We start from the raw sequence: 6672 nt of genomic DNA, 5'->3' as shown, positions 1-6672 counted from the left end.
GCACCGGTCGGCGATCTTGGGCAGGTGCACATGCTCGGCCTCGTAAAGGCCCGCACAAAAGCGGGTCAGGTTCCGCCTCCGGGTCTTACGCAGTGGAGGAAGCTGTTGGCAAATGGCTCGCTCGATGCTATCTTGAAGGCGTCGGCTGTTGCTCATCGGTCCACACGGAGAAGTGAGTGGGTGTCCACCCTCAACCTTCGTGTGCGTCGCCGGTGATGCAACAGCCGTTTTGTATCAAATCTGAAACTGTCCGGTAGCTAGAGTTCAACGTTCAGAGTTAGCTACCGGACACTTTCACTGGTACCCACGTCACGTCCACATTCCCCGGCGCGGCTGCGCCGACATGGACGGGAGTATGTGGGTATGGGAGTGTGAGAGTGCGTCATTTCTCGACGATAACGCCTCGTTTCCGAGACGTGTGGGGCTGACGCGGTCCGTTTCTCGAAGTCGCACGGAACCATTCCGTGGTGGAACCAAACTGTCCGGTACCTAGCGTTCACAGTTCAGAGTTCGGTGGGATTGGCGGTACGGCTCGGATACGGGGGTAACCGGCCACATCAACTCTGTGGAGTGGCGTCTAGGTACCGGACATGAACAGGTTGAAAGCCTTCGGTGATAAAGATCTCGGATCGCCGGAGGTGAAACTACTGGCTGCCTGATATCTCACAGCACGAGGGTGAATGTCAGACAACCTTTTCTGCAGAAGCATCAAGTCATCCGTATGGCGCTCCGTGGCTTAGACGTGTGACGAAACGCTCCTGGCCTACCCCAGAGATAGTATACCGTTGAGAACTTGTTTGGCGCATTGTCCAGGTCCACCCCAAGGGCACTCGGTCGCTACGCTCCCAGCGCTGTGACTTCGTGGATCTCGCCCACTGTGTCTCCCACGAGGCTACCTTCTTTGAGTAGACCCAGACTGCCGAGCTACTTGCCAAACAGATTCTGATGCCGTCAAGCGGTAATGCTACGATGAGAATCGGAGGCATGACATTCGAGCCTCGCCTCTTTCGTACGGGTCACTGTGGAAATGAAGGCAAAAAGCAACATTCCTGGTGCGTAACATCACCGCCCATCACGGAATCGGCAACAGTGACTCTAGCTTAGATTTGCATATCCCTGATGTCGCCACGACCAAAGCGGCCACCGACCAACTTTGAACCCTGAACCCTGAACCCTGAACTCTGAACCCCTCCTCCTACCCCTTAATCACTCCCAGCGGGCGCAGTTGGGCGACGGCCTTTGAGATCCCGGCGCCCTCGACCGCTTTGACCACGTCGGTGACATCCTTATACGCTTCCGGAATCTCCTCACGCACCGTGCGGTCGCTCTGGCCCCGGACGACGATGCCCTCGTTCGCGAGCTCGGCTGTGATGTTTCGGTGGCCCGCTGTTTTCCGGGCCTTCCGTCGGCTCATCTGGCGGCCTGCGCCGTGGCAGGTGCTTCCAAACGTTTCCTCCATAGCCCGGTCGGTTCCGACGAGGACGTACGAATAGCGTCCCATGTCGCCCGGGATGAGGACCGGCTGCCCGACTTTCTGGTAGCGCCCCGGAACGAGCGGATGACCGGCGGGAAGGGCTCGCGTAGCCCCTTTCCGGTGGACGCAGACCTCCTGTTTGCTACCGTTGACGGTGTGCTTCTCGAACTTGGCGATGTTGTGCGCGACCTCGTAGACGGTAAAGAGGCCATGCTCTCGCGGCGACAGGTCGAGGGCGTCTTCGAATGCGAGTCGCGTGTTGTGCGCCATGACTTGTCGGTTGGCGAACGCATAGTTGATGGCGCAGCGCATGCCGGCGAGATATTTTTGTCCTTCCGGTGAGGGGATCGGCGTGCAGGCCAGCTGCCGGTCGGGGAGCTCGATCCCGTACTTTTTCATCGCCTTGTCCATGTCCGAGAGCGCGTCGTCGCAGACCTGGTAGCCGAAGCCGCGCGAGCCGGAGTGGATGATGGCCGTGACGGTGCCTTTGTTGAGCCCCATGACGCGGGCGGCGCGCTCGTCCAGGATTTCGGAGACGTATCCGACCTCCAGAAAGTGGTTGCCGGAGCCGAGCGTGCCGATCTGATCGAGGCCGCGTTCACGCGCTCGACCCGACACGGCATCGGGGTCGGCACCGCCCACGCGTCCGTGTTCTTCGATGACGTCGAGGTCGGCCTGCGACCCCTTCCCGTCGTTGACCGCCCATTCGGCGCCGCGCTGGAGGACCCGCTGCAGCTCGGCGTCGTCGACGCGCATCGCGCCGGAGGACCCGACGCCGGTCGGCACGCGCCGGAAGAGGTGGTCGACGAGGCGTTCGCGGCTGCGACGGTCCAGGTCGTCTACCGTCAGCTTCGACGCCATCAGTCGGACGCCGCAGTTGATGTCGTAGCCGACGCCGCCGGGGGAGATCACGCCATCGTCCGGGTCGAACGCAGCCACACCGCCAATCGGGAATCCGTAGCCCCAGTGGATGTCGGGCATGGCCAGGGAGGCTTTCACGATGCCGGGAAGATGCGCGACATTTTTCGCCTGCTGGGGCGCATCGTCGGAGAGAATATCCGGCAGCATATCCTCCGTCGCGTACAGGATCGCCGGAACGCGCATCCCACCGGTTTTCGGAAGGCGCCACCGAAAGTCGTCGATTTTCTCGATGTCGTAGTCGGCCATGTCGTCACGCGGTGCGGGTCGAGAAGTAGCGGATGGAGAGTACGCTGACGCGACGGCAGGTGTTGTCAGATCAGTGCCGGGCAGTGGATGATCGTGCGCCTGGAATGGGCCGGAGGTTGCCTGAGCGTCACAGATCAAAGATGACCTGCACCTCCCAGATGTTGTCGTGGTGCTGGATCTTCATGTCATGGTACGTGACAGCTTTGATCTCGGTGTAGACGGGATGTCGGTCCCGATCAATCGGCTCACCGTGGCAGGCTGCTCGCAGGGTGAGGGCGTCGTCCGGCCCAGACACCTCCACATCGAATCGGGAGAAAAGGAGATGCTTGGTGGTGTGGAGAAAATTGAGCTCGGAGAGCCATCGAACCATGAGTCTCTCTGGATCTGACGCCTCGACCGTAACTTTCTTCGACATCCGCTCCTCTACCGTCGTAAGATCCGTAAGCACGCCAAATGTCCCGAGGGCCGCTCGCTCGTAGAGCGTGTTACGGTCCGGGGCCGTGACGTTAATTCCCACGTCGGCTGTATGATCAATTTCGTGAAGCCAGTGAGGTGTAGCACGAGCCATGGCACTGGGGAAACCGTCGACGAGAGCGCGGAAAAGAGCTACCTTTACGTAAAAGCGGTCGTTCCCGTCTCGCGTTTTGGCGACAAGAATCGCGGTGCAATCCACGTACCCTACGCCAGATGAATAATTGCTTACAGGAGAGTAAGACTTTCTAGGACCCCGCTCTATCGAATAGGCGCGCCACGACGCTCTACAGGATCATGGGTGAGACGCCATAACCATGCCCTTAGACATGTGGGTGGTTTCGTACCATAGTTGCGACTCGTCTTGATCATGCGGTCCGCAGATGTCGGATCAGAGCGAAACGAGGTCATTCGCACACCTTCAATCTTTCTGAACCGATAGTCATGAAAGTTGCTGTTCTCGCCGGGGGAAGGGGCTCCCGCATTGCAGAAGAGACGGAAGTCAAACCGAAGCCGATGGTAGAGATCGGCGGGCATCCCATCCTCTGGCACATCATGAAGATCTATGCGCACTACGATCACACTGACTTTGTGATCGCTCTCGGGTATAAGGGAGAAGTGATCAAAAAGTATATGGTGGACTACTGCTCCTTGAGTGGAAATCTTACCGTCGATATCGGACGCGGAACGGTGGATACGCGTGGAGCGAAGCGGCCGTCCTGGACCGTGGATCTCGTCGATACAGGGATTTCGACCCAGACCGGGGGGCGGATCAAACGTCTGGCGCCGTTTCTGGGAGATGACACGTTCATGCTAACCTGGGGAGACGGAGTCGCGGACATCGACATCGATGCGCTTCTGGATTTTCATCGATCCCATAACAAGCTGGCGACGATGACGATCGTGCGGCCGCCGGCCCGTTATGGACACATCGAAATGGATCATGAGAGCGGCCGGATTCACCGTTTTACGGAAAAGCCGCAGCTGGGCGAAGGCTGGATCAACGGCGCCTTTTTTGTTCTGGAGCCGGGCGTTTTTGACTACATCGACGGCGACGAGACCGTCTGGGAGCATGAACCCCTGGAGGGGCTCGCGAGAGATGGGGAGCTGATGGCGTATCGGCACACTGCGTTCTGGCAGTGCATGGATACCCTCCGTGAGAAGCACATCCTGGAAAACTACTGGCAGAGTGGAGATGCGCCGTGGAAGATCTGGTCCGACGACAAGGAGATCGTATCAACGGGCCTCTTGACGTTCGGGCAATCCCTGGAAAATAGCTATACCTCGTAGCGGAGCGCTCTCCGACAGCACTCGATTCACCACCCTTTTTCGACTCTCTCCCTGAACGCACGTCATGCGTATCCTCGTCACGGGCCACCTCGGCTACATCGGTACCTGTCTCGTTCCCATGCTTCTGGAACGGGGCCACACAGTGATCGGCATGGACTCCGATCTCTATCGTCGATCCAATTTCGGCCACGATCCCAGGTCTGTCCGTTCCATCCAAAAAGACATTCGAGATGCCCAGCCTGAGGATTTCCGCAACATCGATGCAGTGATCCACCTGGCCGGATTGTCAAACGATCCGCTCGGTGATCTCGACCCCGATCTGACCTATCAGATCAATGAACAGGCGACGATCCGGCTAGCCAAACTAGCGAAGTCGCAGGGCGTCGAGCGATTCCTGTTTTCATCTTCGTGTAGTACGTACGGTGCTGCAGGAGACGATTTTATCGACGAAACCGCCGATTTCAATCCCGTCACGCCGTACGGGGAATCGAAGGTCAACGTCGAGAAGAAATTGTCCAGGCTGGCGGACGACGACTTTTCTCCGACCTACCTGCGCAACGCGACGGCGTACGGCGTATCGCCACGTCTGCGATTCGATCTGGTCGTCAATAATCTCACGGCCTGGGCGATGGCGACTGGGGAGGTTTTTCTGAAGAGCGACGGTACGCCCTGGCGCCCGATCGCCCATATCGGCGACATTTCGCTTGCCTTCATCGCCGCCCTCGATGCGGATCGTGATCTCATCCACGACGAGGCTTTCAACGTGGGGCGGACAGACGAAAACTTTCAGATCCGCGAGATCGCCGAGGTTATCCGAGACACCGTTCCGAATACGGAGATCGGCTTTGCGGAAGACGCTGGGCCCGACGAGCGAACGTATCGAGTCAACTGTGAGAAGATACGCCGCGTGCTACCCGAGTTTGAGCCGCAGTGGACGCTCGAGAAGGGAGCGCGCGAGTTGTACGACACCTTCACGGCCCAGGAAGTTAAGCTGGAGGATTTCGAGGGTCCACGATACAAGCGGCTGGCCCATATTCAGCAGCTGCAAAAGCAGGGCTTACTTGACGAAACGTTGAGATGGACGGCACAGGCCCGAGCGATCGCCTGATGTCCGACACGGATTCACGCGGCAACCGCGGATGTGCCTCCAACGACATGATTAAAGAGATGGATGTCCCTTACGTAAGCATTGGTCTTCCGGTATATAACGGCGAAACGTATGTCCGAGAGGCGATTGAGTCGATTCTATCGCAGACGTACGAAAACTTTGAGCTGATTATTTCGGATAATGCCTCGACGGACGACACCGGGGCGATCTGCAGGCGCTTCGCGTCCAAAGATCCTCGCGTTCACTACCGGTGTAATCGACGGAATCTTGGAGCGGCGCCGAACTTCAACCGGACACTGGCGCTGGCGAGAGGCGCCTACTTCAAATGGGCCGCTCACGATGATTTTCTCGAGCCGACCTATCTCGAAAAGTGCGTGGAGGTTCTCGATGCAGATTCCTCGGTCGTTCTCTGCGCGCCTCGGACACGCGTCATCAGGGCAGATGGCAGTCAACGGACGATTCGCCGCATGAGTCCTCTCCTGCTGGAAGAATCACCGTCCGAGCGGCTGTACGGTCACTTGATTCGGGGTGGGCATGGATGCTACCCCGTTTTTGGACTCATCCGCCGGTCCGTTCTCAACGGCACGCATCGGATCGGGTCGTATGTGGAGTCGGACCAGGTTCTGCTTGCCGAACTCGCGATGGTAGGTCGGTTTGCAGAGATTCCAGAGTGCCTCCTCGTCGCGCGCGATCACGACGAACGGTCGATCCGGACGGAGATGCAGGAGCGACAGGCGTGGTTCGATACGCGAAATAGCACGAAGCAACGGGTTTATCCCAAGTCGCGATTGCTACGCGAGTCCGTGCTGGCTGTGCTGCGGGCGTGGCGCTCGGGGATGCCCCTCGATAAGGCCGTTCAATGCCTGCTTGTTGTGGGCGTCTGGGGGACGGACTGGCTCTCGAGTTTGAAGAAGGAGGCCAAGAATTTCGTCGGCAGGCCGTTCCAAAGCCAGGTCTGTACTCAGCCTTCGGTTGGGGGGATGGAGGATGTCGACCAACAGGGATCCACCGCGCCGGCTCCTGACGGCTCAACCGTCACATCGGGTCGAGCAGAAGGGTGGACCGTCCGTCAACGGCCCGCCGATTCCGACGTGCGCGTTCCCTTATAGCGAGGAGCGACGTCATCCGTTTTTTCCACCGTTCCATTAACCCCCGCACGGTC

6 protein-coding genes are annotated in these 6672 nt (G+C 58.8%); 4 read left to right on the top strand and 2 right to left on the bottom strand.

Features of this window, described 5'->3' with window-relative positions:
* Positions 1–216 (top strand): hypothetical protein (locus CRI94_RS17840; RefSeq protein WP_218919417.1); only part of this gene is annotated, 216 nt, incomplete at its 5' end.
* 979 nt (positions 217–1195) lie between these two features.
* Here CRI94_RS17840 and CRI94_RS16710 read toward each other — a convergent pair.
* On the bottom strand, positions 1196–2641 hold the full coding sequence (locus tag CRI94_RS16710) for an RtcB family protein (protein WP_098078864.1): 1446 nt from the start codon (positions 2639–2641) through the stop codon (positions 1196–1198).
* Between the two features lie 127 nt (positions 2642–2768).
* Entirely contained in the window at positions 2769–3209 is a 441-nt protein-coding gene (locus tag CRI94_RS16705) for an archease (protein ID WP_143815463.1), read from the bottom strand.
* A 347-nt stretch (positions 3210–3556) separates the two neighbouring features.
* Here CRI94_RS16705 and rfbF point away from each other — a divergent pair, with 347 nt between their 5' ends.
* From rfbF to CRI94_RS16690, 3 genes are all read left to right on the top strand, one after another.
* Complete coding sequence (rfbF, locus tag CRI94_RS16700) at positions 3557–4402, top strand: glucose-1-phosphate cytidylyltransferase (RefSeq protein WP_098078857.1); 846 nt, start codon at positions 3557–3559, stop codon at positions 4400–4402.
* A 64-nt stretch (positions 4403–4466) separates the two neighbouring features.
* Positions 4467–5510 carry an NAD-dependent epimerase/dehydratase family protein gene (locus tag CRI94_RS16695; protein WP_098078854.1) on the top strand — a complete coding sequence of 348 codons (1044 nt, stop codon included), beginning with the start codon at positions 4467–4469 and terminating at the stop codon, positions 5508–5510.
* Positions 5510–6619, top strand: coding sequence for a glycosyltransferase family 2 protein (locus CRI94_RS16690; RefSeq protein WP_179862377.1), 1110 nt, complete (start codon positions 5510–5512; stop codon positions 6617–6619). The genes CRI94_RS16695 and CRI94_RS16690 overlap by 1 nt, the downstream gene beginning before the upstream one ends.
* Positions 6620–6672: the final 53 nt, after the last annotated feature.

The organism is Longibacter salinarum (assembly GCF_002554795.1).
GTDB classification, from domain to species: Bacteria; Bacteroidota; Rhodothermia; order Rhodothermales; family Salinibacteraceae; genus Longibacter; species Longibacter salinarum.
The sequence above is the reverse complement of the archived record's forward strand: the minus strand, read 5'-3'. Positions and strand labels throughout refer to the sequence as shown.

Excerpts from the sequence above, each read along its gene's own strand:
- CRI94_RS16710 (WP_098078864.1), bottom strand. The coding sequence starts at position 2,641 with ATGGCCGACTACGACATCGAGAAAATCGACGACTTTCGGTGGCGCCTT.
- CRI94_RS16705 (WP_143815463.1), bottom strand. The coding sequence starts at position 3,209 with ATGGCTCGTGCTACACCTCACTGGCTTCACGAAATTGATCATACAGCC.
- rfbF (WP_098078857.1), top strand. The coding sequence starts at position 3,557 with ATGAAAGTTGCTGTTCTCGCCGGGGGAAGGGGCTCCCGCATTGCAGAA.
- CRI94_RS16695 (WP_098078854.1), top strand. The coding sequence starts at position 4,467 with ATGCGTATCCTCGTCACGGGCCACCTCGGCTACATCGGTACCTGTCTC.
- CRI94_RS16690 (WP_179862377.1), top strand. The coding sequence starts at position 5,510 with ATGTCCGACACGGATTCACGCGGCAACCGCGGATGTGCCTCCAACGAC.